The sequence below is a fragment of the Burkholderia sp. PU8-34 genome (genome assembly GCF_053427725.1).
Map to the genome: position 1 here is coordinate 24,256 of NZ_JBSAXC010000008.1, position 22,421 is coordinate 46,676.

General features: G+C 68.6%; 17 protein-coding genes. 8 read left to right on the forward strand and 9 right to left on the reverse strand.

Features of this window, described 5'->3' with window-relative positions:
- Positions 1-23: 23 nt before the first annotated feature.
- Positions 24-575 carry a cob(I)yrinic acid a,c-diamide adenosyltransferase gene (locus ACV22Z_RS19645; RefSeq protein ID WP_448077966.1) on the forward strand — a complete coding sequence of 184 codons (552 nt, stop codon included), beginning with the start codon at positions 24-26 and terminating at the stop codon, positions 573-575.
- A gap of 107 nt (positions 576-682) precedes the next feature.
- Positions 683-1,891 (forward strand): NO-inducible flavohemoprotein, encoded by a 1,209-nt coding sequence (hmpA, locus tag ACV22Z_RS19650; RefSeq protein WP_448077967.1) that lies wholly within the window; start codon positions 683-685, stop codon positions 1,889-1,891.
- Between the two features lie 75 nt (positions 1,892-1,966).
- Here hmpA and ACV22Z_RS19655 read toward each other — a convergent pair whose 3' ends face one another.
- The 3 genes from ACV22Z_RS19655 to aroG all read right to left on the reverse strand — a co-directional run bounded on the left by ACV22Z_RS19655 (position 1,967) and on the right by aroG (position 3,821).
- On the reverse strand, positions 1,967-2,356 hold the full coding sequence (locus ACV22Z_RS19655) for a type II toxin-antitoxin system VapC family toxin (RefSeq protein WP_448077968.1): 390 nt from the start codon (positions 2,354-2,356) through the stop codon (positions 1,967-1,969).
- Positions 2,353-2,622, reverse strand: a complete 270-nt coding sequence (locus tag ACV22Z_RS19660; RefSeq protein WP_448077969.1) for a type II toxin-antitoxin system Phd/YefM family antitoxin — start codon at positions 2,620-2,622, stop codon at positions 2,353-2,355. The genes ACV22Z_RS19655 and ACV22Z_RS19660 overlap by 4 nt, the downstream gene beginning before the upstream one ends.
- 125 nt (positions 2,623-2,747) lie before the next feature.
- Positions 2,748-3,821: a 3-deoxy-7-phosphoheptulonate synthase AroG gene (gene aroG, locus ACV22Z_RS19665; protein WP_448077970.1), complete on the reverse strand. Its 1,074-nt coding sequence runs from the start codon at positions 3,819-3,821 to the stop codon at positions 2,748-2,750.
- A gap of 113 nt (positions 3,822-3,934) precedes the next feature.
- Here aroG and ACV22Z_RS19670 point away from each other — a divergent pair, with 113 nt between their 5' ends.
- Positions 3,935-4,105 (forward strand): hypothetical protein, encoded by a 171-nt coding sequence (locus ACV22Z_RS19670; RefSeq protein WP_163012779.1) that lies wholly within the window; start codon positions 3,935-3,937, stop codon positions 4,103-4,105.
- A gap of 110 nt (positions 4,106-4,215) precedes the next feature.
- On the opposite strand, the gene tldD is transcribed toward ACV22Z_RS19670, so the two are convergent.
- The 3 genes from tldD to ACV22Z_RS19685 form a co-directional block, all read right to left on the reverse strand.
- A complete protein-coding gene (tldD, locus tag ACV22Z_RS19675; protein ID WP_448077971.1) occupies positions 4,216-5,682 on the reverse strand; it encodes a metalloprotease TldD in 1,467 nt (488 codons plus the stop codon).
- A gap of 112 nt (positions 5,683-5,794) precedes the next feature.
- On the reverse strand, positions 5,795-6,622 hold the full coding sequence (locus tag ACV22Z_RS19680) for a carbon-nitrogen hydrolase family protein (protein ID WP_448077972.1): 828 nt from the start codon (positions 6,620-6,622) through the stop codon (positions 5,795-5,797).
- A 43-nt stretch (positions 6,623-6,665) separates the two neighbouring features.
- Positions 6,666-10,865: a YhdP family phospholipid transporter gene (locus ACV22Z_RS19685; RefSeq protein ID WP_448077973.1), complete on the reverse strand. Its 4,200-nt coding sequence runs from the start codon at positions 10,863-10,865 to the stop codon at positions 6,666-6,668.
- Positions 10,866-11,075: 210 nt separating this feature from the next.
- Between ACV22Z_RS19685 and glnE the strand changes: the two genes are divergently transcribed.
- Positions 11,076-13,868: a bifunctional [glutamate--ammonia ligase]-adenylyl-L-tyrosine phosphorylase/[glutamate--ammonia-ligase] adenylyltransferase gene (gene glnE, locus ACV22Z_RS19690; protein WP_448077974.1), complete on the forward strand. Its 2,793-nt coding sequence runs from the start codon at positions 11,076-11,078 to the stop codon at positions 13,866-13,868.
- A gap of 145 nt (positions 13,869-14,013) precedes the next feature.
- Entirely contained in the window at positions 14,014-16,254 is a 2,241-nt protein-coding gene (locus ACV22Z_RS19695) for a carbohydrate-binding protein (protein ID WP_448077975.1), read from the forward strand.
- A 153-nt stretch (positions 16,255-16,407) separates the two neighbouring features.
- Here ACV22Z_RS19695 and recN read toward each other — a convergent pair whose 3' ends face one another.
- Both recN and ACV22Z_RS19705 read right to left on the reverse strand, forming a co-directional pair.
- On the reverse strand, positions 16,408-18,057 hold the full coding sequence (gene recN, locus ACV22Z_RS19700; RefSeq protein WP_448077976.1) for a DNA repair protein RecN: 1,650 nt from the start codon (positions 18,055-18,057) through the stop codon (positions 16,408-16,410).
- Positions 18,058-18,077: 20 nt separating this feature from the next.
- The gene (locus tag ACV22Z_RS19705; protein ID WP_448077977.1) at positions 18,078-18,983 is read right to left on the reverse strand and encodes an NAD kinase; all 906 of its coding nucleotides are present in this window, start codon (positions 18,981-18,983) and stop codon (positions 18,078-18,080) included.
- Between the two features lie 127 nt (positions 18,984-19,110).
- Between ACV22Z_RS19705 and hrcA the strand changes: the two genes are divergently transcribed.
- The 3 genes from hrcA (at position 19,111) to ACV22Z_RS19720 (ending at position 21,967) form a co-directional block, all read left to right on the forward strand.
- The gene (gene hrcA, locus ACV22Z_RS19710; protein WP_448077978.1) at positions 19,111-20,133 is read left to right on the forward strand and encodes a heat-inducible transcriptional repressor HrcA; all 1,023 of its coding nucleotides are present in this window, start codon (positions 19,111-19,113) and stop codon (positions 20,131-20,133) included.
- Positions 20,134-20,338: 205 nt separating this feature from the next.
- A complete protein-coding gene (hemH, locus tag ACV22Z_RS19715; RefSeq protein WP_448077979.1) occupies positions 20,339-21,403 on the forward strand; it encodes a ferrochelatase in 1,065 nt (354 codons plus the stop codon).
- Positions 21,404-21,559: 156 nt separating this feature from the next.
- Positions 21,560-21,967, forward strand: coding sequence for an RNA-binding S4 domain-containing protein (locus tag ACV22Z_RS19720; RefSeq protein ID WP_448077980.1), 408 nt, complete (start codon positions 21,560-21,562; stop codon positions 21,965-21,967).
- Here ACV22Z_RS19720 and ACV22Z_RS19725 read toward each other — a convergent pair.
- On the reverse strand, positions 21,939-22,100 hold the full coding sequence (locus ACV22Z_RS19725; RefSeq protein ID WP_448077981.1) for a hypothetical protein: 162 nt from the start codon (positions 22,098-22,100) through the stop codon (positions 21,939-21,941). The two genes, ACV22Z_RS19720 and ACV22Z_RS19725, sit on opposite strands and share 29 nt — an antisense overlap.
- Positions 22,101-22,421 lie beyond the last annotated feature (321 nt).

A 22,421-nucleotide genomic window follows, 5' to 3' on the forward strand; every position in this document is an offset into this window, starting at 1 on the left:
GGACGACTTCAAGGGGACTTCGCATGGGCAACCGTTTGAGCAAGATTGCGACCCGCACGGGCGACGACGGCACCACCGGTCTGGGTGACGGCCGGCGCATCGGCAAGGACGACGTGCGGATCGCCGCGATCGGCGACGTCGACGAGCTGAACTCGAATCTCGGCGTGCTGCTCGCCGAGCCGCTGCCCGACGACGTGCGCGCGGCGCTCGTGACGATCCAGCACGACCTGTTCGATCTCGGCGGCGAACTGTGCATTCCCGGCCATACGGTGCTCGACGACACGCATCTCGCGCGCCTCGACCAGTGGCTCGCCGACTACAATGCGACGCTGTCGCCGCTGAAGGAATTCATCCTGCCGGGCGGTTCGCGTTCTGCCGCGCTCGCGCATGTGTGCCGCACGGTGTGCCGGCGCGCCGAGCGCGCGATCGTCGCGCTCGGCCGCAACGAGCCGCTGCACGAGACGCCGCGCCGTTACGTGAACCGGCTGTCGGATCTGCTGTTCGTGCTGGCGCGGGTGCTGAACCGCGCGGACGGCGGGTCGGACGTGTTGTGGGAGCGCGGTCGCGCGCGGTGATGCGCCGGCGGGCGTCCAGACCCCGTTTCCCGCACTGCGACAATTTGCCCGGGGGACGTCGAATTTTAAAGATGTATCGTATGTGCATGTTTAACGGAGAAACGAGCATGACCCACATTACCGCCGACCAGATGGCCCGTGTGAAGGCCACCGCCCCCGTCCTCGCCGTCCACGGCGCGGCGATCACGAAGCACTTCTATCAGCGCATGTTCGCGCGGCATCCGGAACTGAAGAACCTGTTCAACCAGACGCACCAGAAGACCGGCAGCCAGCCCGAGACGCTCGCGAAGGCCGTCTACGCGTATGCGGCGAACATCGACAACCTCGGTGCACTGGGCGGCGCGGTGTCGCGGATCTCGCACAAGCATGCGAGCCTGAACATCCGTCCCGAGCACTATCCGATCGTCGGCGAGAACCTGCTCGCGTCGATCGTCGAAGTGCTCGGCGACGCAGTTGATGCTGAAACGCTCGAAGCGTGGCGCGTGGCGTACGGCCAGCTCGCGCAGATCCTGATCGGCGCCGAGGCGGACCTGTACGCGGGCGCGGCATGGAGCGGTTTCCGTCCGTTCAAGGTCGCGCGCAAGGTGCGCGAGAGCGACGAGATCACGTCGTTCTACCTGACGCCGGCCGACGGCGGCGAAGCGCCGACGTTCGAGCCGGGCCAGTACGTGACGGTGAAGCGCTTCGTCGGCGACCTGGGTGTCGACCAGCCGCGCCAGTACAGCCTGTCGGACGCGCCGCACGGCAAGTGGCTGCGCATCTCGGTGAAGCGCGAGTCCGGCAAGGCGGAAGCGATTCCGGCCGGCAAGGTGTCGACGCTGATGCACGACGGCGTCGAGGAGGGCGCGATCGTCGAGGTGACCGCGCCGATGGGCGATTTCTCGCTGAAGCGCGGCGTTGATACGCCGGTCGTGCTGATCTCGGGCGGCGTCGGCCTTACGCCGATGATGTCGATGGCGTCGACGCTGATCTCGGAAGGCAGCAAGCGTGACGTGCGTTTCATCCACGCCTGCCGTTCGGGTGCAGTGCATGCGTTCCGCGACTGGCTGAACGATACGGTGCGCGAGCACGCGAACTTCAAGCGCACGGTGCTGTACGAGCAGGTCGGTCCGAACGACCGCGCGGGCATCGATCACGACCTCGAAGGGCGGCTTACGCCGGAGCGTGTGAAGCAATATGCGCTGGTGCCGGACGCCGACTACTACATCTGCGGCCCGATCGCGTTCATGAAGGCGCAACGCGACGCGCTCGTCGCGCTGGGCGTCGCGCCGGAGCGCGTGAACACCGAGATCTTCGGTTCGGGCGCGCTCGAGTGATGCGCTGACGCTCGATCCCCGAGAAACGCAAAAGCCCGGCGCGAGCCGGGCTTTGATTTTGTCGCGTGGATGACGTCAGGCGCGCAGCATCAGCGTGGCGTGATAGCGCCACACTTTCGGATCGGCGCTGACGAGCGGCATGCCTTCATGGAGTGCTTGCGCGACCATCACGCGGTCGAACGGATCGGCGTGGTCCGGAAAATCCGGCAGCGTGGCAACTGCCTCGACGTGATCGCTGCTGATCGGTAACTCCGCGAAGCCTGCGAGCCGAAACGCCGAGCGTGCATCGCGCGGATGAACGGGCAGGTTGCCTTTGCGGTATTTGATCGCGATTTCCCAGATGGACGCGGCACTGACGTACAGCGTGTTTTCGGGATCCTCTATCAACGCGACCGCAGCCTGCGAAAGTTGAGGCGCGCCTCCGGCCGCCCAAAGCGCGATATGCGTATCGAGCAGCAACTTCACGGCGCGAGCCCCCGCTCCGCGCTGGCATCAAAGTCGGCGGCGATCGACCCGTCGCCGGCATTGAACGCCTCGACGGTTGTCGGGATGTTCAGCCCGGCAAGCAACTGACGGGCCGCACCGATTCGCTTCGGCGCTGCGTAAGGAACGAGTCGGGCGACCGGATGGCCATTGCGGGCGATCACGACTTCGGATTCACGCCCCAATTCAAGCGCTTCGACGAGGCTCGAGAGCCGCGACTTGGCATCGTGCATGTTGACGGTCGGCATCGTCGTTCCCTGATTAGCTAGAAAGTGTTAGCTAGTCTAGCAGAGCGGAACGCCGACTGCAGGCTGACCACATGGCCAACCCGCCGGCAGGCGGGGGCCATGGCGATTCAGCCTGCTCGTGCCCGTCAGTTGCCGCTGCCGCGCGCGACGCGACGCGCCTTGACCGATTCCGCGAGCCCCTCGAGCACCTTCACGCTGTCTTCCCAGTTGATGCACGCATCGGTGATGCTCTGGCCGTAGGTCAGCGGGGAGCCTTCCTTCAGGTCCTGGCGGCCTTCGACGAGGTGCGACTCGACCATCACGCCGACGATGCGCTCGTCGCCGGCGGCGAGCTGGCGGCCGATGTCCGCGCACACGGGGATCTGGTTCTCGTGCTTCTTCGAGCTGTTCGCGTGGCTCGCGTCGATCATCAGGCGCGCGGCGAGGCCGGCCTTGCCGATGTCCGCGCACGCGGCGTTCACGCTTTCCGCGTCGTAGTTCGGCGCCTTGCCGCCGCGCAGGATCACGTGGCAATCCTCGTTGCCGGCCGTCGACACGATCGCCGAATGGCCGCCCTTCGTCACCGACAGGAAATGGTGCGGCTGCGACGCCGCCTTGATCGCGTCGACCGCGATCTTCACGTTGCCGTCCGTGCCGTTCTTGAAGCCGACCGGGCACGACAGCCCCGACGCCAGCTCGCGGTGCACCTGCGACTCGGTCGTGCGCGCGCCGATCGCGCCCCACGAGATCAGGTCCGCGATGTACTGCGGGCTGATCATGTCGAGGTATTCGGTCCCGGCCGGCAGCCCCATCTCGTTGATCTGCAGCAGCAGTTCGCGCGCGGTGCGCAGCCCGTCGTTGATCTTGAAGCTGTTGTCGAGGTGCGGATCGTTGATGAGCCCCTTCCAGCCGACCGTCGTGCGCGGCTTCTCGAAGTACACGCGCATCACGATTTCAAGTTCGCCCTTGAAGCGCTCGCGCTCCGTCACGAGCCGGCCCGCGTATTCGAGCGCCGCCTTCGTGTCGTGGATCGAGCACGGCCCGATCACGACGATCAGCCGGTCGTCCATCCCGTGCAGGATGCGGTGCATCGACTGGCGCGAGTTGTAGATCAGCTCGGACGCGGCTTCGGAGCACGCGAATTCGCGGATCAGGTGTGCGGGCGGCGTCAGTTCCTTGAGTTCGCGAATGCGGACGTCGTCGGTATTGTGCGGGGGCATGCTGTTTCTCCTGGTTCTGGGGCCGACCGGTCAATGCGCGTGCGGCAGATTCATCAATTCAAGCAATTCAGTGATTTCGGTCGGGGCCGCGGGACCGCTGCGGTGGCGACCGGGTGGCGAAGGGCGAAAAAAAACCGCCGGGTTCGCCGGCGGTTTTTTCGGGAATTTCGGTTGCGCTTTACGCGCCATCAACCCTCTCGATCCGCCAGCGGTCTGAGATACCAAAAAAAGTAAAAGTAAAACTTGGCGGTCATGACGGAGATTCGGTTCGTCAAAAAAGTTGATTCGGAATTTATACCCCGTCCCCGGTCGGCTGGCAACCGGGGGACGTCAAAAATGCGGAGTATCCGCGCGCTTTCTGTAAAATGCGCGGATATTTTGCGCGGCGATGCGGTTATGCCGTACCGCCGACCGTCATCTTGTCGATCCGCAGGGTCGGCTGGCCGACGCCGACCGGCACGCTCTGGCCTTCCTTGCCGCACACGCCGACACCCGTGTCGAGCGACATGTCGTTGCCGATCATGCTCACGTATTTCAGCGATTCCGGGCCGCTGCCGATCAGCGTCGCGCCCTTGACCGGGTAGGTGACCTTGCCGTTCTCGATCATGTACGCCTCGGACGCCGAGAACACGAACTTGCCGTTCGTGATGTCGACCTGGCCGCCGCCGAAGTTCACCGCGTACAGGCCGTTCTTGACCGACGCGATGATTTCCCGCGGGTCCTTGTCGCCGTTCAGCATGTACGTGTTGGTCATGCGCGGCATCGGCAGTGCCGCGTACGACTCGCGCCGCGCGTTGCCGGTGACGGGCATCTTCATCAGTCGCGCGTTCAGCGTGTCCTGGATATAGCCCTTCAGGATGCCGTCCTCGATCAGCGTCGTGCACTGCGTCGGGTTGCCTTCGTCGTCGATGTTCAGCGACCCGCGGCGGTTCGGCAGCGTGCCGTCGTCGACGACGGTCACGCCCTTCGCGGCGACCTGCTCGCCGATCCGGCCCGCGAATGCCGACGAGCCCTTGCGGTTGAAGTCGCCCTCGAGACCGTGGCCGATCGCCTCGTGCAGCAGCACGCCCGGCCAGCCCGGGCCGAGCACGACCGTCATCGCGCCGGCCGGCGCGGGGCGTGCGTCGAGGTTGACGAGCGCCGCGTGCACCGCATCGTCGACATAGCGCGACAGGATGTCGTCGGTGAAGTAGCCGTAGTCGAAGCGGCCGCCACCACCGCCGGAGCCGATCTCGCGGCGGCCGTTCTGCTCGGCGATCACCGTGACCGACACGCGCACGAGCGGGCGGATGTCCGCCGCGAGCGCGCCGTCGCTGCGCGCGACCAGCACGACGTCGTATTCGCCGGCGAGGCCCGCCATCACCTGCGTGATGCGCGGATCGCGGCTACGCGCCATCTGCTCGATTCGCTCGAGCAGCTTGACCTTGGCCGTCGCGTCGAGCGACGTGAGCGGATCGGACGGCAAATAGAGGTCGCGGCCCGAGATGCCCTTCAGCGACGTGGCCGCCTTCACCTTCTGACGCCCGCCGCCTGCCGCCGCGATTGCCTTGGTGGCTGCGGCCGCCTGCGCGATCGCTTCGGGCGACAGGTCGTCGGAATACGCGAACGCGGTGCGATCGCCCGCGACCGCGCGCACGCCGACGCCCTGGTCGATGCTGAAGCTGCCCGATTTGACGATGCCTTCCTCGAGGCTCCACGCTTCGCTGCGGGTCGCCTGGAAGTACAGGTCGGCGTAGTCGACGCGATGCGTGAAGATGTCGGCGATCGTGCGCGTCAGGAGGCTCTCGTCGAGGCCGTAAGGCGTGAGCAGGATGTCCTTCGCCAGCGCCAGGTTGCGGATGCCGGGTTCGATGATGTTCATGCGGGTATCGGGGTTTCTCAAAAAGTTGTCGGGTGCCGTATCAGGTGCGTAGGGTGCAGATGGTTCGCGCGGGCCGGGGTTTCAAGGGCAGGGCGGATGGCGTGCCGGCCGTTCAGCCGAGCACGCGGTGCCGCCACGCGGGCAGGCTCTGGCGCACGTCGGCGATGCGTTGCGGGTCCAGCGAGCCGATCACGACGCTCGCGCCTTCGGCGCGCTCCGCGACGATCTCGCCCCACGGATCGACCAGCATGCTGTGGCCCCAGGTGCGCCGGCCGTTCTCGTGCTTGCCGCCCTGCGCGGCGGCGAGCACGTAGCACTGGTTCTCGACCGCCCGCGCACGCAGCAGCGTTTCCCAGTGCGCGCGGCCGGTCGTATAGGTAAACGCCGACGGCACGACGACGAGCGCGCAGTCGCCCAACTTGCGGTACAGCTCCGGAAAGCGCAGATCGTAACAGACCGACAGTCCGACCCGGCCGAACGGCGCATCGAACGCGACGACCGTGTCGCCCGGACGGATCGTGCGCGCCTCGTCGAACGATTCGTCGCCCTTCTCGAAGTTGAACAGGTGGATCTTGTCGTAGCGGGCCGCCTCGCGGCCGGCCGGATCGAACACGAGCGTCGTGTTCAGCACGCGATTCGCCTCGGGCGCCTTCAGCGGCAGCGTGCCGCCGATCACCCAGATGCCGTGGCGGCGCGCCGCGTCGGCGAGGAACTGCTGGATCGGGCCGTCCTGGTAGGACTCGGCGAGCGCGAGCTTGTCGGTGTCCTGGTGGCCCATGAAGCAGAAATACTCGGGCAGCAGCACGAGCTGCGCGCCTTCGCCGGCCGCTTCCGCGATCAGGCGGCGGGCCTCGGCGAGATTGCGCGCGACGTCCGGCGTGCTCACCATCTGCAGCGCGGCAACCCGGACGGGGCTGGCGGAAAGGGCGTGGTCGGTCATCGCGAAATCGGTAGCGTCATAAATGGGGTGCGGCCCGTGCGGCTCAGCGACTCGTCGCGCCGGCCGCGTCGTGATTCATCTTACCCTGATCGCCCCGCACCCGCTCGATGTGCGGGTGCGCCCACGAGCCGTTGATCGCATAGTCGATCGCGAATGCGTGCGACAGCGTCTCCGACAGCGCGTAATTCGCGGCCAGCACGCCGACACCGAGCAGCGGGTTGATGATCGCGGCCGCGATCGCCGCCGTGCCGGCGCCGATTTTCGGCGCAACATGCGCGCGCAGGTTCTGCGTTTCTGCGCCGAGGTCGACCGAGCCCTTCAGCGTGACCTTCGCGGGCGGCGTCGTCATCTCGAAATCGTCGGTGCGCGCGATGCCGTTGGTGATCCGGCCGGTGCCGGTGATCTTCTCGAACGGCAGCCCCTTGCCGATGACGTCACGGAAATCGAGCGTCAGGAAGCGCGCGAGGCTCTGCAGGCTCAGCACGCCGAGCAGCTTCGCCGCGCCCGGGTCGACCTTCAGGATCTGGCCGTGCTCGAGGTCGAGCGCGAGCTGGCCGTTGAGCGACGGATAGTCGAGTGCGGTCGGGCCGCCGCGCCAGCCGATCTTGCCGGTCAGCGTGCCGTGGCCGTCCGCGACCGTGCGCGGCAGGCCGACGCGGTCGAGCAGCGCGCCGGCGTTGCCGATGTCGAGCTTGAAATCGAATACGGAGCGGCGCGGCGCGTCGGCGTCATCGACACCGCGCGCGAGCGCGTGACGTGACGTGCGCCAGTTGCCGGTCGCCGTCAGCTTCGCCGCCGGGTTCGACAGCTCCAGCTTGTCGAGCTGCCAGACCGGCGTGCCGTCTTCCTCGATATTGCGCGCGTTGACGACGAGGCGTCCGATGTCGTGGCCGCGCGCGACGACTTCGTCGACGACCAGGTCGATCGACGGCATCGGACGGTCGGTCGGCGTCGGCAGGTTCATCGCGCGGCCGACGAGATCATGCTCGGCGCTTTGCGGAATCACGAACTTCGCAAGCCGCGCGTTCAGCACGCCCGCGCCGTTGTGGCCGCCGCCCGGCTCCCACGACAGGTAGCCTGACACCTGGTTCGACGCGATGTTCGCCTGCCACAGCTCATCGACGTGCGACGCGCCGACGATCACGTTTTCCCAGTTGCGCTTGAGCAGTTTCAGCGTGCCGAAATGGAACGCGAAGCGCTTCGGCACGAAGCTCGCGAGGTCGACGCGCTCTGCGCCCGGCTGCGGCTCCGGCGCGCGTTGCGCAGGGTGCAGCGTCCGTGCGAGCGCGAGCCATGCGTCGGCGTCCAGCTCGTCGATGTCGACCGCCGCGCTCACGCCGTCCTGCGGCACATCGGGCATCCGGTGGATGCCCATCGCGCCGCGAACCGCGCGCAGCGGCTGGCCGCGCGTCGCGTCGAGCAGGTAGGTCGCGGTGACGGGGCCCAGCTTCAGGTCCGCGTGTTCGAGGCGCCGTCCGTCCGCCTGCGGCGCCGGCTGCAGCGTGAAGCTGAACGGCATCGGCGTGCCGGCGGACTTCGCGAACGGCGCCGGGAAATTCAGCGCGACGCCCGTCAGGTCGGAGCCGGCCGTGACGTCGGGCAAGCTGCCCGGCGCGCCGCGCACGGCGATCCGGTACGGCGCGTCGCCGACCACGTGCTCGAGCAGCGCCGTGGCCGGGCCGTGCAGCTTCAGGCCGCGCGCGGCGTCGAGCGCGAGCCTGCCGTCGACGTCGACCGCATACGGGCCGTGCGACTTGAACTCGCCGTTCGCGCGCACGGGGCCGCCGAGGAATTGTCCGGACAGGCGGTCCAGCGACGCGCCGCCCTCGGTGAAGCGGACGCTGCCGCGCAGCGCGGACAGCGGCGGCACGCCGTCGGTCGACAGCGTGTTGCCGTCGAACGCGAGCGCGCCTTCGACGTGGGTATGCGGATGCGGAACGTGCTGCGGGATCGTCAGCTTGAGCGCGAGCGCCGCCGGCCCCTGCGCGTCGATCTTCTCGCCGATGTGCCTGCTGAGCGTGCCGAGCGAGCTGTTGTCCGCATAGTCGATCAGGTCGGCGAGCGGGCCCTGCGCGTGCCCTTCGATGACGAGCGGCGACGCGGACGGGTGGCCGAGATCGGCGATCCGGCCGCTCACCTTGTTCACCGCCACGCGCTTGTAGTGCGCGCGCGCGATGTCGAAGCGCAGCTTGTTCTGTTCGAGCTCGAACACGCCGTCGATGCCCGCGAGCGCCGGCCACACGCTCGGCGTGCCGTTGGCGAGCTTGTGCGGCGGGTAGGGGGTCGGCTCGAACTGCCCGCCCGTAAACGGCGCGACGATGTGGAACACGCCGGCGCTCGGGTCGTGCGAATACGGGAAGCCCTCGAGCGGGCCGCGCGCGACGATCGACGCGCCTTTCGTGACCTGGCCGGCCTGCAGCGCGTGGCCGAGATACTGGCGCAGGTGCTCGGACATGCCGGTCGGCAGGTAGCGCGGGATGCGGGCAACCGCGGCGCGCGCGAAGTCGGCACGCAGGTCGAGCGAACCGCGGCCGTGGCCGGGATTCGAATAGCTGCCCGACACCGCGATCTCGGCGTCGGGGTTCGCGACCAGGAGGTCGGGCAGCGTCACGTCGACGCGTGCGTGCTTGTCGCCCGGCGCAGGCGTGATCGCCCATTTGGCGTTGCCTTTCAGCCGGTCGAACGTGAGGCGCGGCACGTCGAACACGCCGGGCACCGTGACCGCGGCGTTGACCGTGTCGAAATGCGCGTTGCCGCCCGTCTCGCTCGCGTCGACATGGCCCCACAGGTTTTCGATGCCTGGCCAGCCGGCGCGCGGGTGGCCGTGCGCCGACAGTCCGGGCGGCGGTTCCTGCGCGGCGAAGCTGATGCCCTGCAGGTCGCCGAGGAACCGGTAGCGGACGATCGGCGCAGCGCCGGTGCGTTTTTCCTCGTCGGCGAGCTCGGCGCGCGCGGGCTTCGCGCGCTCGACCTCGATCTGGTAGTTCGCGACCATCCCGCGCGGATCGACCCGCACGAGCTCGTTGCGCAGGTGCGCGGGCAGTGGCAGCCCGCGGATGAATTCGCTGAGGATGCCGAGGTCGGCGCGGTCGCCGGCCACGCTGATCAGCTGGCCCTGGCTGGCGGTCGGCACGCGGTAGCGCGCGGTGAGCGTCGCGAGGCCGAGCGAGCGGGAGAGCGGTGTGCCGTCCGGCAGCGGCGGCTGGCCCAGTTCCGCATGAAAGTGCGACAGGTGCAGCGTGTAGTCGTGGCCGGTATCCATCGTCATGTCCCAGCCGAAGCGCGCGATCGGCACGTCGAGCTTCGGCTGCGTCGGCCGCACGCGCAGCGTGACGTCCGCGCCCCGCAGGTCGCCGCCCGCGGCGCGCAGCCGGCCGTCCCGGAAGGTCGCCCAGATCGCGTTGTCGATCTGGCCCGCATGGATCGTGAACGGCATGTTCACGTAACGGGCGAGCGTCGGCAGGTCGACGGGGCCGGTAGACAGGTACGCATCGCCGGTCCAGTTCGCCGGCTTGCCGATCGGCGCGAGCGCCTTGTGCGTGAAGCGCGCGCGGAAATCGAGCGGGCCGCGCAGCAGCGTGCCGTTCGCGGGCGCCTGCAGCGCCGCCTTGTGGACGCGGCCGTCGTTGAGCACCGCGAGCCGGATCCCGGACAGTGCGAGTTCCGGCGCGTCGTGCTTCGCGTCGCGCCAGCGCAGCGTGCCGCCGCGCAGCACGATCGCCTCCTGCTTGAGGAGCCAGGTGCTGAACGTGTCGTTGCCGCCGTGGGTGGTCGGCACGCCGACGCCGGCGATGAACAGCGCGCCGTCCGCGGTGCGCTCGACGATCAGGTCCGGCTGGTCGACGATCAGGCTGGACAACGCGGGCGACAGGCGCAGGAGCGACATCCACGACAGCGCGGCCGTCGCGTGCGGGACCGACAGCGCGACCTGGCCGTCACGGCCGCGGATCGTCAGATGCGTGACTTCGACGCCCGGCTGCATGCCGGACCAGTGTGGGGAAAGCTTGCCGATCGAAAGCTGCGCATGCAGCTTCGCGGACACGAACTGCTCGATCTTCGGCCGGAATTCGTCGATACGGGGCAGGAACACATAGCGCAGCCCGAGGAACGCGCCTGATGCGACGAAGTAGGTGCCGAGCCCGACCGCCAGCGTCACCTTGAAGATGCGGCGCAGCACCGGATGATCGTGCTTCGGAGGTCCCGCTTCGGGCAGTGCTACGGCGGATTCCTGACGGTCGGACATGCTGCGGACGGGCGGCGATATGGTAGTTTTGCGAACTGACGTTGAAATGTATCACACGGGTTCGTGCCGGCGACCGTTGCGGCGGTGCGGCACGGGCTTCCCGGCGCGCGGCCGCGCGGCGGTCGCATATCGCTGCGACCCGCGAGGCCGCGCCGAGTTCATAGGGGCTGTTACGTATGGAACCGCCCCTTTCGCAAGGCCCGCTTCTCGATGACCGACGCTTCAGCCCTGATCAGCACGTCCTATTCCCATTACGTCGCTCGCGCGGTGGCCGCGCGTCCCGCGCTCGCCGAACGGATCGCCGCGTGGGCGGCCGCGCCGCTCACCCGCGCGCAGCTCGACGCGCGGCTCACCGAGTTGCTCATTTTGCCCGCGGGCGTTGCTGCGCCGACCGAAGACCAGCTCAAGAAGGCGCTCCGGCAATTGCGTGCCGAGGTGATCGGCGCGGTCGCCGAGCGCGACCTGCGCGGCATCGCCGACGTCGCCGAGGTCACCGGCGCGATGACCGATCTCGCCGAGGTCGCGGTGCAGCGCTCGCTTGCGCTGTTGTCGGCCGACCTCGACGCGCTGTACGGCGAGCCGCGCGGCGCCGACGGCGAGCGCGTCGTGCTCGGTGTGGTCGGGATGGGCAAGCTCGGCGGGCGCGAGCTGAACGTGTCGTCCGACATCGACCTGATCTTCGTGTACGAGGACGATGGCGAGACGGCGGGCGGCGCCCGCGCGGCGCTGTCGACGCAGGAATATTTCACGCGGCTCGGCCGGCGCCTGATCGGCGCGCTGTCCGAGGTGACGGCCGACGGCTACGTGTTTCGCGTCGATATGCGGCTGCGCCCGAACGGCGATTCCGGGCCGCTCGTCTGCAGCCTCGGGATGCTGGAGGAATATTTCTACGTGCAGGGGCGCGAGTGGGAGCGCTACGCGTGGATCAAGGGCCGGCTCGTGTCCGAAGGGCAGAGCGACGCCGCGCTGCGGCTCGCGACGCAGCTCGACGCGATCGTCAAGCCGTTCGTCTACCGGCGGTATCTCGATTTCGGCGTGATCGGCGCGATCCGTTCGCTGCATCAGCAGATTCGCCAGGAGGCCGCGCGCCGCGCATCGATGCGGCCGGACAAGGCCGACGACATCAAGCTCGGGCGCGGCGGGATCCGCGAGATCGAGTTCAGCGCGCAGGTGTTCCAGCTGATCCGCGGCGGCCAGGATGCAGGCTTCCGCGTGCGGCCGACGCTCGCGGTGCTGCGCCATGCGCAGGCGCGCGGGCTGATTGGCGACGACGTAGAGGCGCGGCTGACCGATGCTTACAACTTCCTGCGCACGCTCGAGCACCGGCTGCAATACCGCAACGACGCGCAGACGCACGCGATGCCGGTCGACTCCGACGAGCGCGCGGCGCTCGCGGCATCGCTCGGCTTTGCCGATTATGCGGCGCTGATGACGGTGCTCGACGGCCATCGCACGTTCGTCGAGGCGCAGTTCGACCAGATCTTCGCCGACAAGGTCAACGGCGGGCAGGGTTGCGGCGCTGCTGAAGACAGCGCGGCGGCATGGATCTGGAGCGGCGCGCTCGGCGACGACGGCGCGGACGATGCGCTGATCGCTCGCCTCGAGAGCCTCGGCTTCGGCGATCCGCAGGCCGTGCTCGCGCGGCTGCGCGCGGTCTGGCAATCGTCGCGCTATACGGGCCTGCCGGAAAAGAGCCGGCAGCGCTTCGACAGCGTCGCGCAGCGCACGCTCGAGGCGGCGCCCCGCATCGACGCCGCGCACCGCGACGATACGATCGTGCGGCTCTTCGACCTGCTCGAGACGGTCAGCCGGCGCGGCGTCTACCTCGCGCTGCTGACCGAATATCCGGCGGCGCTCGACCGCGTGCTGTCGGTGCTCGGCGCGACGCGCTGGGGCGGCGGCTACCTGATCAGGCACCCGCAGCTGCTCGACGAACTGCTCGACGACGAGGCAATCGCGAGCCCGTTCGACTGGCCGGCATTCAAGCACGCGCTGCGCGCGCGCCTCGCCGCGGCCGACGGCCCGGAGCAGCAGATGGACCTGCTGCGCCACGCGCAGCATGCTGAGGTGTTTCGCATCCTGCTGATCGACCTCGCGGGGCAACTGTCGGTCGAGCACGTCAGTGACCGGCTGTCCGAGCTTGCCGACGCGGTGCTCGACGTGACGATCGAGGTGGTGTGGTCGCAGCTCGCGAAACGTCACCGCGACGTGCCGAAGTTCGCGGTGATCGCATACGGCAAGCTGGGCGGCAAGGAACTCGGCTACGCGTCGGATCTCGACCTGATCTTCCTGTACGACGACCCGGACGAGCGGGCGGCGGACGTCTACACGACCTTCACCCGCCGGCTGATCACGTGGCTGACGACGGCCACCGGCGCCGGCGCGCTGTTCGACATCGACCTGCGGTTGCGGCCGAACGGCGAGGCCGGGCTGCTCGTCACCGATCTCGACGCGTTCCGCCGCTACCAGCTGCGCGAGGGCGACGCGGCGAATACCGCGTGGGTCTGGGAACACCAGGCGCTGACGCGGGCGCGCTACAGCGCGGGCGACGCGCAGATCGGCGCGGCGTTCGAGGCGATCCGCCAGCAGGTGCTGACGATCCCGCGCGACGGGGCCGCGCTGGCGACCGAAATCGTCGGCATGCGCGACAAGGTGTTTGCCGGCCATCCGAACCATGGCGAACAGTTCGACCTGAAGCACGACCGGGGCGGGATGGTGGACATCGAGTTCATCGTCCAGTACTGGGTGCTGCTGCATGCATCGAGCGATCCGGAGCTGATCCGCAATACGGGCAACATCGCGCTGCTGCGCGAAGTCGCGCGCTTCGGGCTGATGAGCGAGGCGGAAGCCGAGCGTGTCGGCGCCGCCTATCGCACGTACCGGAAGCTGCAGCACAAGCTGCGGCTCGACGGGATGGAGAAGGCGCGGGTCGATCCGGCGATCGTCACCGACGAGCGGGCGGCGGTGACGGCGCTTTGGGAGCGGGTGTTCGGCGGCGCATGACGGCGGCGCGCCGGGGTTGCGGGGCCCGCGACACCAAGCCGTTGAGATTCGATTGAGATTGTTTGAGCGGAACGGCCGGCATCGAAAGAATGCGGCTTTCCGTTCAACTGGCGCCGCGTGTGCCGCAAGCGATCTCGAGCCAATATTGACACCGATCCGCCATTCACTTGCCGCGACAGCGCTGTCTGCGGCCGTCGCCGGACTTTTCTCCGTTTCCGCCCATGCCGCCGACGCGGCGCCAACCCCGCTCAAGAACCTGCTGCTTGGCGATGGCCAGTGCCTCGCGTGGCAAGCGGGCGGCGACGCGGTCGCCTTCGCCGCGTGCGATGGCGGTGCGGCGCAGGACTGGCTGTTTCAGAAGCAGAGCGACGGCTATCGGCTGATTCGCAACCGGGCGGCGATCGAGCAGGGCGCGGATCGCTGTCTGCGCACCCACCCGGATGGCGGCGCGGGCCGCGTCGCATTGGGCACCTGCAAGGGGGACGGCTACACGTCGATGCGCACCTGGCAGGTCACCGCCGGCCTCGACGGCAGGATCGTGCTGCGCAACAAGTATCGCGGCGATCTGGGCCGAACCGAAGTGCTGGGCGCGTCGGCCGACACCCGCGGCGTGGCGATGCGCCCCAACACGGGCATTGCGCCCGGCTCGACGTTCACCTATCCGCTGCCGGTGCCGTTGCCGACCCGGCCGCTTGCCGGCGACAAATCCGTGCTGCTGATGGTCACGCACTTCAACGACTCGAAACCGGCCGATGCCGACGTCGTGCGCAAGGCGGTGTTCGGCGACGGCGACGACTACGCGTCGCTGCGCCGCTATCTCGAGGTCGCGTCGCGCGGCAAGCTGACGGTTCACGGCGAGACGCTCGACAGCGTCAATCTCGGCGACCGGCCGGCGACCTGCGATTCGGGCGCGATCCGCGCGGCCGCGCGCGACGCGGCGCTCGCGCGCGGCGTGAACCCTGACAAATTCGACTACCTGTTCGTCGACCTGTCGAAAATGAGCAATTGCGGCTGGGGCGGCCTCGCCGCGACGCCGGGCAACTGGATCCTGTCGAACGCGAGCGGCCACGGCTACTGGATGTGGTCGCACGAGTTCGGCCACAACCTTGGCGCGAAGCATCCAGGCTCGCTCGTCGATTGCCCGGTGCCGGGCGGCACGGTCGAGGTCGGCGGCGCGTGCCGCGCCGGCAAGATCGACGATCCGTCCGACACGATGGGCGGCGGCGGCCGCCGCCTGTATCCGGCTAGCTACCAGCTGTTCGCCGGCTGGCTGGGCGAAGCCGACGTGCCCGAGATTCGCGGCGACGGCACCTACCGGCTCGCGCCGCTGTGGGGCGAGGCGCCGGGCGCGAAAGCGTACCGGATCCCGCGTACCGACGGCTCGACGCTGTGGCTCGAGTTCCGCCAGCCGCTGCGCGGCTTCGACGACTGGAAGGCGGCCGATCCGTTCGTCAACGGCGTGATCGTGCGGACCGTCGCGCATGGCAGCAACGTGCTGACGAACACGCTGGTCGACACGACGCCTGGCAGCGCGAACGGGATGAAGGACGCGCCGCTGATGCCGGGGTATGCGCTGCACGATACGTTGTCGGGCAAGATCGTCACCGTGAAGTCGGTCGGGCCCGACGGCGCAGTGGTCGAGGTGAAGAACGACGGCCTGTTGCTGCCGCAGGCGGCCGTCACCGGCCCGCAGCAGGCGGAGGCGGGCGCGGCGGTCATGCTGTCGGGCGCGTCGTCGGTCGGCGAGCAACTGCGCTATGCGTGGGCCGCACCGGCCGGCATCGACGCGAAGCCGAACGGAGCCGAGCTGCGCTTCGTCGCACCGACGCGCGAACAGGACCGCGACTACGCGTTCCGTCTGACCGTGACCAACGGTAAGGGCTACACCTCGCAGGCGACCCACGTCGTCAACGTGAAGGCGCAGGAGATCGTCGCGCCGCCGCGCGCCGCGATCAGCGGGCCGGCATCGGCCGACGGCGGCGCGACCGTCACGCTGTCCGGCGCGTCGTCGACGGGCAAGGGGTTGAAGTATGCGTGGACGGGGCCGGCCGGTGTGCCGGTCGCGCAGACCGGCGCGGTCGAGACGTTTACCGCGCCCAAGGCGGCGGACGACCGTCGCTACGACTTCAAGCTGACGGTGACCGATGCGCTGGGCCGCAAGGCCGACGCGGCACACAGCGTGACCGTGCGCGCATCGGTCGGCGAGGGCGTGGCCGCTTGGGATCCCAAGAAGACTTACGCGACGCCGTGCCACAAGGTCAGCCACGGCGGCAAGATCTGGGTCAACGGCTGGTGGGTGCTCGGCGACGTGCCCGGCACGGGCGGCGAATGGGCGGCATGGCGCGAGCAGGGCGTCGCGAACATGCATGCGCAGTGCAAGGGGTGACGCACTGGCCGTACCGCAGGCCGGAGTTGCCGGCCGGATGAAGGTAGTGCGCGGCGACGGCGGTCGCCGCTTGCGGGGGCCGGACCTGCGGATTCGTCGATCGAGTCCGCACGCCCGGCCTCTGCGTCGCCGGCCGTGTGGCCACGATCGGGCTCAGGCCGCCAGCATTTCCTTCGCGTGCTTGCGCGTCGTCGCGGTGATTTCGAGTCCGCCGAGCATCCGCGCGACTTCCTCGATGCGGCTCGTCTTGTCGAGCGGGACAACCGACGACACGGTGCCGCCGTTGTCGTCCGCGCCCTTCGCGACCTGGAAGTGCTGGTCGCCACGCGCCGCAACCTGCGGCAGGTGGGTCACGCACAGCACCTGCCGGTCGCGTCCGAGCTGGTGCAGCAGGCGGCCGACTACCTCGGCGACGCCGCCGCCGATGCCCGTATCGACTTCGTCGAAGATCAGCGTCGGCGTCGGGCTCGCGGCGCTCGCGATGACCGCGAGCGCGAGGCTGATCCGCGCGAGTTCGCCGCCCGACGCGACTTTCGCGAGCGGCCGCAGCGGCACGCCCGCGTGTCCGGCGACGCGGAACTCGACCTGCTCGAGCCCGTGCGGGCCGCCGTCGGCGAGCGGCACGAGCGCAACGTCGAAGCTGCCGCCCGCCATCGACAGTTCCTGCATGCCGGCGGTGACGGCCGTGCCGAGCGCCTTCGCGGCCTGCGCGCGCGCCTTCGACAGACGCTTCGCATCCGCGAGGTACGCGTCCCACGCCTTGGCCTGCGCGGCCTCCAGCGCGCCGAGGTCGGCGGCCGCGTCGAGCGCGGCGAGCTGCGCGCGCCGCGCCGCATGCTCTTCGTGCAGCGTGTCGGGCGGCAGGCGGAACTTGCGCGCGGTCGAATGCAGCGCGTCGACGCGCGTTTCGACCTGCGCGAGGCGGTCCGGGTCGAGGTCGAGGCGCTGTGCGTAGTGCGACAGCGAGTAGACGGCTTCCTGCAGCTGGATTTCGGCCGGCTCGAGCGACGCGAGTGCATCGCCGAGCGCCGGATCGTAGTCGGCGAGGCTGCGTAGCTTCGACACGATCGCGCCGAGCTGCGCGAGCATCGCGTCGTCGGCTTCGGACAGCGCGTTGAGCGCACCCTGCACGCCGTCGATCAGGTTCGCCGAATGCGACAGGCGCTTGTGTTCGGCGTTGATCTCTTCCCATTCGCCCGGCTGCGGCGCGAGCTTGTCGAGTTCGGCGAGCTGCCACGCGAGCTTTTCGCGCTCGAGCTGCAGCTCGCGCTCGTGCGCTTTCGCCGCGTCGATTGCCTGGGTTGCGTCGCGCCACACGCGCCACGCGCGCGCGACGTTCGCGGCGTCCGCGACGAGCCCCGCATGCGTGTCGAACAGCTCGCGCTGGGCGTCCGGGCGCATCAGCAACTGGTGCGCATGCTGGCCATGGATGTCGACGAGCATCTCGCCGACCTCGCGCAGCTGCGCGAGCGTCGCGCTCGTGCCGTTGACGAACGCACGCGAACGGCCGTTCGCGTCGATCACGCGGCGCAGCATCACGGTGTCCTCGGCGTCGAACGCGTGTTCGTCGAGCCAGCGCGCGACACGGTCGTGCGGCGTGAATTCGGCGGTGATGTCGGCGCGGGTGCAGCCGGTGCGCACGACGCTCGCGTCGGCGCGCTCGCCGAGCGCGAGCGCGAGCGCGTCGATCAGGATCGATTTACCGGCGCCGGTTTCGCCGGAGAAGACGGTAAAGCCGCTGTCGAATTCGAGATCGAGCGCGGCGACAATCACGAAGTCGCGGATCGAGAGGTGGCGGAGCATGGTTATCGGGCGGTAGGGCGTCAGGGCGCCGTGTCGTCGTCTTCGTTCGATGCGTGTTCGTTCCAGTGCAGCTTCTTGCGCAGCGTCGCGTAGTAGCTGTAGCCGATCGGGTGCAGGAACGGCACCGTATGCCGCGAGCGGCGCACCTCGATCGTGTCGTTCAGCTCGAGCGCCGTGAACGACTGCATGTCGAAATTCACGTTGACGTCGCGCCCGCCGACGATCTGGATCGCGATCTTCGAGTCGTCCGGCAGCACGATCGGCCGGTTCGACAGCGCGTGCGGCGCGATCGGCACGAGCACGATGCCCTGCAGCTCCGGATGCAGGATCGGCCCCGCCGACGACAGCGCGTACGCGGTCGAGCCGGTCGGCGTGGCGACGATCAGGCCGTCCGAGCGCTGGTTGTACATGAACCGGCCGTCGACCGACGCGCGCAGCTCCACCATTCCGGAAAAGCCGCTGCGGTTCACGACGACGTCGTTGAACGCGAGCGCGTGGTAGATCGGCTCGCCGTCGCGCATGATCCGCGCCTCGAGCAGCGACCGTTCCTCGCGCTCGAACTTGCCGGACAGCATCACCGGGACGCGCGCCTGCATGTCGGCCGCCGCGATGTCCGTGACGAAGCCGAGCCGCCCGTGGTTGATCCCGATCAGCGGCGTCTTGTATGGCGCAAGCTGCCGGCCGATGCCGAGCATCGTGCCGTCGCCGCCGAGCACGACCGCCACGTCGGCGCGTGCCCCGATTTCGGCCGGGGTGAGCGCCGGGTAGCCGGCGATGCCGAACTCGCGCGCCGTATCGGCTTCGAAGACCACCTCGAAACCCTGCTTCGCGAGGCAGTCGGCCAGCGTGGCGAGCGGCTCGGCGATGCCGGGCGTGTTGCTCCGGCCGACGAGCGCGACAGTATGGAACTGATTACCGGTTTTCATGGCGGCATTACACCATAGCTCGTTGACGAAAAGAACCGTCCGCGGCGCCGGGCGCTGCGGATGGCCCGTTCAGGCGCCGTCCGCGGCCACTCGCCGCAGTCGCGCGGTTGCGCTAAAATTTTCTACCATGCTAGATCCTCGCGCACGAACCCTCCTGAAAACCCTGATCGAACGGTATATCGCCGACGGTCAGCCGGTCGGATCGCGCACGTTGTCACGTTATTCCGGGCTTGAGCTGAGCCCGGCGACGATCCGCAACGTGATGTCCGACCTGGAGGAGCTCGGCCTCGTCTCGAGCCCGCACACGTCGGCCGGCCGCGTGCCGACGCCGCGCGGCTATCGGCTGTTCGTCGACACGATGCTGACGGTCGACGCGCCGATCGACGCCGAGGCCGTCGAGCGGCAGGTGCAGACCACGCTGCAGACCGGCGAGCCTCAGCAGAAGGTCGTCGCGGCCGCGGCGAGCGTGCTGTCGAACCTGTCGCAGTTCGCCGGTGTCGTGCTGACGCCGCGCCGCAGCCACGTGTTCAAGCAGATCGAGTTCATGCGCCTGTCCGACAAGCGCATCCTGCTGATCATCGTCACCCCCGAGGGCGACGTGCAGAACCGGATGCTCGCGACCCCGCGCGACTACTCGCCGTCGCAGCTGACCGAGGCGTCCAACTACATCAACGCGCATTTCGCCGGCCTGTCGTTCGACGAGGTGCGGCGCCGCCTGCGCGACGAGATCGACCAGCTGCGCGGCGACATGACCGCGCTGATGCACGCGGCCGTGACCGCGAGCACCGAGGTGCCGGATACGGAAGACACCGTGCTCATTTCCGGCGAGCGCAACCTGCTCGAGGTGGCGGACCTGTCGTCCGACATGGCGCGGCTGCGCAAGCTGTTCGACGTGTTCGACCACAAGACGGGCCTCCTGCAATTGCTCGACGTGTCGAGCCACGCTCAGGGCGTGCAGATTTTCATCGGCGGCGAATCGACGCTGGTGCCGATCGAGGAAATGAGCGTCGTCACCGCGCCTTACGAGGTCAACGGCAAGATCGTCGGCACACTCGGCGTGATCGGCCCGACCCGCATGGCGTACAACCGGGTGATCCCGATCGTCGACATCACCGCGCGGCTGCTGTCGCTCACGCTCAGCCAGCAATAGCCGTTCCTGTCATCTTGACGCGGCGCGGTGCGCGCCGCAATCGGCCGAACGGCCAGCTACCCTGTCGGGGGCGGCCAGTGGTAGATCGAACGGCCAGCCAACTCGTCGGGGGGGCTGCGGTAGGCCGAACGGCCAGCTACCCCGTTCGGGACGGCCCGCTATAATTGAAAGCCGTCTGGTTCCGTGCCCCGAGCACGTTCTCTATATGCGCTTCGATCTTGAGCCGCCATCGAGCGTCGCGGCTGCCCATCGCATCGCGGTGCTGCTGATCAATCTCGGCACGCCCGACGCGCCGACGCCGCGCGCGGTCCGGCGCTATCTCGCCGAATTCCTGTCCGATCCGCGCGTCGTCGAAATCCCGCAGGCGGTCTGGCAGGCCCTGCTGCGCACGGTCATCCTGCCGCTGCGCGGCCGCGCGTCCGCGAAGAAGTACGCGGCCGTGTGGACGCCCGAGGGCTCGCCGCTGCGCGTGCACACCGAGCGTCAGGTCGAGGGCGTGCGGCACCTGCTCGCGTCGAACGGCTACCACGTGCTCGTCGATTACGCGATGCGCTATGGCAGCCCGAGCATCCCGCAGGTGCTCGCGCAACTCAAGCGCGCGGGCGTCGAGCGGGTGCTGCTGATGCCGATGTATCCGCAATACTCGGCGTCGACGACCGCGACGGCGTTCGACGCCGCGTTCGCCGCGCTCGCGCGCATGCGCAACCAGCCGGAAGTTCGCACCGTGCGCCATTACGCCGACCATCCGGCGTATATCCACGCGCTCGCCGAGCAGGTGCGCCAGTACTGGGCGCAGCATGGCCGGCCCGACTTCGCGGCGGGCGACAAGCTCGTGCTCAGCTTCCACGGCGTGCCGAAGCGCACGCTCGACCTCGGCGATCCGTATCACGACCAGTGCCAGCAGACGGCCGCGCTGCTGACGACGGCGCTCGGACTGTCGACGATCGAATGCCGCGTGACTTTCCAGTCGCGGTTCGGCAAGGCCGAATGGCTGCAGCCGTACACCGCGCCGACGCTGCGCGAGCTTGGCGAAGCGGGCGTGCGGCGAGCGGATGTGTTCTGTCCGGGCTTCACGGCCGACTGTCTGGAGACGATCGAGGAAATCGGCATGGAGGTACGCGACGAATTCATCGCCGGCGGCGGCAAGGCATTCCATCGGATTCCGTGCCTGAACGGCGCGCACGCATGGATCGGCGCGCTGGGCGAGATCGTCGCGGAAAATCTGCAGGGCTGGCCGGTCAAGGCGGCGCAGCCGGAAACGGTAGGCTGAAATGATGCGACCCCCGCGCTTACTTCGTTCGCTGCCCGCCGAGGGGGCGGTCAGCCGCCCATCGCCGGCTTTGCAAAGCCGGCCGGCTACACAGGCGCAGAGCGATGCGCTGCGAATTCGCTGCTACGCCCTTGGGGCGGCCCGGCGGAGGCTGACATGAACTACAAGATCTCCATGGAACCGGGTGCGAAGCTGCGCATCGACAAGTGGCTGTGGGCCGCGCGGTTCTTCAAGACGCGCTCGCTCGCGGCCGACGCGGTCGACAAGGGCCGGGTGCGGATCGGCGGCGCGCCGGTCAAGCCGGCCAAGGAAGTGCGCGTCGGCGACATGGTCGAGATTGCGATCGACGGCATCGTCTGGCACATTGCCGTGCTGGGCGTGTGCGACGTGCGCGGGCCGGCGAGCGTTGCCCAGACCCTTTATGCTGAAACGGAATCCGGGCGGGCCACGCGGCTCGCCGAACAGGAGCGGCGTCGCGCGTACCACGAGCCGGCGGCCGAACTGCACGGCCGGCCGACGAAACGCGACCGCCGCATCATCGACAGATTTTCTGGTGGGAGCTGAACATCTGGTCGAACGTCGCCTGCACGCTCCCGTACTCGGTCGTGCGGTCGGTGACCGCCCCGGAAAGGCAGATGGTGGTAGTGCCGGCAATGAGTACCAGCGCGACCACCGATATGGCAAAGGTCAGTTTCACGGTACTCCCCTCGAGAAGACGGGTGAAAACAGCGCCAAGTGGATGTCGGGCGGCGGTCAGGTCAGGGTAAACGAGCTTCTCCGACGCCTGGAATGCAGTGTAGTTCAGCCTCCTGAGGCGAGCTAGTACTAGCCCGGTAAGCGTTGTTACAGGCCGTTTCGCCCGACTGGCGGGGCGTGCGGGCGTCGCACCGTCAGGCAGCGCGGTTGTGTCGCGGCGTTGGCGAATGCGCGCGATTAACTCTCTTGAAATTGCAGTTTTCAACCTTATCTGCACCAGCAGTGTGCGGTGCCGCCGGGCTTTCATCCGACGGTTGCCGAT

Excerpts from the sequence above, each read along its gene's own strand:
- ACV22Z_RS19680 (WP_448077972.1), bottom strand. The coding sequence starts at position 6,622 with ATGACCGACCACGCCCTTTCCGCCAGCCCCGTCCGGGTTGCCGCGCTG.
- ACV22Z_RS19660 (WP_448077969.1), bottom strand. The coding sequence starts at position 2,622 with ATGCCGACCGTCAACATGCACGATGCCAAGTCGCGGCTCTCGAGCCTC.
- ACV22Z_RS19720 (WP_448077980.1), top strand. The coding sequence starts at position 21,560 with ATGAACTACAAGATCTCCATGGAACCGGGTGCGAAGCTGCGCATCGAC.
- aroG (WP_448077970.1), bottom strand. The coding sequence starts at position 3,821 with ATGCCCCCGCACAATACCGACGACGTCCGCATTCGCGAACTCAAGGAA.
- hmpA (WP_448077967.1), top strand. The coding sequence starts at position 683 with ATGACCCACATTACCGCCGACCAGATGGCCCGTGTGAAGGCCACCGCC.
- ACV22Z_RS19645 (WP_448077966.1), top strand. The coding sequence starts at position 24 with ATGGGCAACCGTTTGAGCAAGATTGCGACCCGCACGGGCGACGACGGC.
- hemH (WP_448077979.1), top strand. The coding sequence starts at position 20,339 with ATGCGCTTCGATCTTGAGCCGCCATCGAGCGTCGCGGCTGCCCATCGC.
- hrcA (WP_448077978.1), top strand. The coding sequence starts at position 19,111 with ATGCTAGATCCTCGCGCACGAACCCTCCTGAAAACCCTGATCGAACGG.
- ACV22Z_RS19705 (WP_448077977.1), bottom strand. The coding sequence starts at position 18,983 with ATGAAAACCGGTAATCAGTTCCATACTGTCGCGCTCGTCGGCCGGAGC.
- ACV22Z_RS19685 (WP_448077973.1), bottom strand. The coding sequence starts at position 10,865 with ATGTCCGACCGTCAGGAATCCGCCGTAGCACTGCCCGAAGCGGGACCT.
- recN (WP_448077976.1), bottom strand. The coding sequence starts at position 18,057 with ATGCTCCGCCACCTCTCGATCCGCGACTTCGTGATTGTCGCCGCGCTC.
- tldD (WP_448077971.1), bottom strand. The coding sequence starts at position 5,682 with ATGAACATCATCGAACCCGGCATCCGCAACCTGGCGCTGGCGAAGGAC.
- glnE (WP_448077974.1), top strand. The coding sequence starts at position 11,076 with ATGACCGACGCTTCAGCCCTGATCAGCACGTCCTATTCCCATTACGTC.